At 58.2% G+C, this 1,685-nt stretch carries 4 protein-coding genes; all 4 read right to left on the reverse strand.

Annotated features, from left to right (window positions below; genetic code table 11):
- Nucleotides 1-397 precede the first annotated feature (397 nt).
- Nucleotides 398-568, reverse strand: coding sequence for a hypothetical protein (locus tag ABWQ00_RS15975; protein ID WP_353239645.1), 171 nt, complete (start codon nt 566-568; stop codon nt 398-400).
- Between the two features lie 10 nt (nt 569-578).
- A complete protein-coding gene (locus tag ABWQ00_RS15980; RefSeq protein ID WP_353239646.1) occupies nt 579-770 on the reverse strand; it encodes a hypothetical protein in 192 nt (63 codons plus the stop codon).
- 3 nt (nt 771-773) lie between these two features.
- Nucleotides 774-950, reverse strand: coding sequence for a hypothetical protein (locus ABWQ00_RS15985; RefSeq protein ID WP_353239647.1), 177 nt, complete (start codon nt 948-950; stop codon nt 774-776).
- Between the two features lie 104 nt (nt 951-1,054).
- Nucleotides 1,055-1,480 carry a hypothetical protein gene (locus ABWQ00_RS15990; protein WP_353239648.1) on the reverse strand — a complete coding sequence of 142 codons (426 nt, stop codon included), beginning with the start codon at nt 1,478-1,480 and terminating at the stop codon, nt 1,055-1,057.
- Nucleotides 1,481-1,685: the final 205 nt, after the last annotated feature.

Raw genomic sequence — 1,685 nt, forward strand, 5'->3', positions numbered from 1 at the left:
TGTACGGGTCATGCTTTGCTCCTGATGTTGACGAAAACTACCACGTCTGGCCCATCTTCCATGCCCCGTGGCCAGAGAAGGGGCCGAACTAAGTGCTTGATTCTGCACAGGATGTCACGAGGTGTCCACCTTTCCCCATAAACGAACAGAAGCAAAGGACTAAAAGGGAAAAGGAAAAGAAGGACAAAGACACACACAAAAATACTACTACTACTACTACATATTACATATAGATATATATAGTGGCCAGTTCGGTGGACAGTGAACAGAATCAAGGACTTAGCCCGCGCTTGGTACGGGACAAGGGGCAGAAAAGACGGCCGAGTACCAAGAACCTTACAAAATGTCGTCCGAGCCAGGGACGGGCGACAAACGGGGGGAAAGCCCCCCGTTTCGCTCACTTCCAAAGCCAAGTCCTGCGCTGCCAGAACTTGATCTCCTCCTTGCCTTCGCGCTCCTCGATCTCGCGGATCAGGCGTTCCCTGATCCTGTTGAGTTCCTCCTTGGCCTTGGGGTTTGGGTGCATGCCGCGCAGGGCACGCTGTTGGTGGCGGTTGATGTGGGGCATGGTTCAGTCCTCAGTAGGTGAAGCCGACCACCACGAGCGTGGTGGCCTTGAGATAGATGGCGCGGCTGATGTCGTCGGTGTCCACCAGGGTGTAGGTCTTGGTGGCCCGGTCATAGTCGCCCCTGCGATAGACGGTTTTGGCGTCAGGCTTGCGCTTGATGAAGTCTCCGGGCTTGACGCGGCGAAGGGGGATGGTTTGCATGGTTCACTCCTGGGTTGCGATAGCTTTACGGGCGAAGTACTCGATGACGAACTGCGGGGCTTCGCACTCCTGGGCCAGGGCGCACATGGCGTCGTACTGCCTTGGGGTGAGGCTTTCCCTGGTGGTGTGCTCCATGTCCATCACGGCGCGCAGCAGGTGGTTCAGGTGGTCTTTGGTCATGGTTGGTTCTCCAGTGTCAAAAGTGGCGAGGAAACAGGTGGAATAACGCAACCCCCCTCGCGCTCGGGGTTGCGTCGGAAAAAACGGGGGGAAAACCCCCCGAATCACTTGACTTGCGTCCATGCATGGGCCAGGGCTTGAGAGGCCAGGGTGCGCATGATGTTCTCGTCGTACTGCTTGGCGCGCTTGACCAGGGTCAGCGCAGCAGCGAGAAGCTCCTCGGGGATTTCGTACTGGTCAGCCTTGGCGACGACCTTGCCCACGATGTCGGCCACGATGTCGCTCAGCATGGAGCGGCAGGTTTCGTACTTGGGGTGCGACTTGTCGAGCACTTTCTTGCCCTTGGCCTTGCGCTCCCCGTCGATCACGGGGACTTGGTACTTGGGGCTTGCGGCGACGATGGGCAGCAGAGTCTCCCGAATCTCTTCGGGGCTCTTGCCCTTCAGGGCTGTCCGGGCTTCCGCTATCTTGGCCTCGTAGTCCAGGGACAGGTTGATTGCAGCGTGGATGATGGTGGTGAGGTTAGCCATGATGTATCTCCGAATGAAACGGGGGGAAAACCCCCCGAATGGGTTGCGAGGGTCAGCGGCGAATCCCCAGGAAACGCCGCCCCTCATATAAGGGGTCAACCCCCCTAAGCGGGGTCGGGCCGGATACTCGATTTCGGGGTATTTCGACCCCCACCTACCCCCCACCCCCCGATATTGAGGCGGCGACGACATCGTCACATGAACA

This window comes from Limnohabitans sp., assembly GCF_040400975.1.
Taxonomy (GTDB): Bacteria; Pseudomonadota; Gammaproteobacteria; order Burkholderiales; family Burkholderiaceae_C; genus Limnohabitans_A.

Excerpts from the sequence above, each read along its gene's own strand:
- ABWQ00_RS15985 (WP_353239647.1), bottom strand. The coding sequence starts at position 950 with ATGACCAAAGACCACCTGAACCACCTGCTGCGCGCCGTGATGGACATG.
- ABWQ00_RS15990 (WP_353239648.1), bottom strand. The coding sequence starts at position 1,480 with ATGGCTAACCTCACCACCATCATCCACGCTGCAATCAACCTGTCCCTG.
- ABWQ00_RS15980 (WP_353239646.1), bottom strand. The coding sequence starts at position 770 with ATGCAAACCATCCCCCTTCGCCGCGTCAAGCCCGGAGACTTCATCAAG.
- ABWQ00_RS15975 (WP_353239645.1), bottom strand. The coding sequence starts at position 568 with ATGCCCCACATCAACCGCCACCAACAGCGTGCCCTGCGCGGCATGCAC.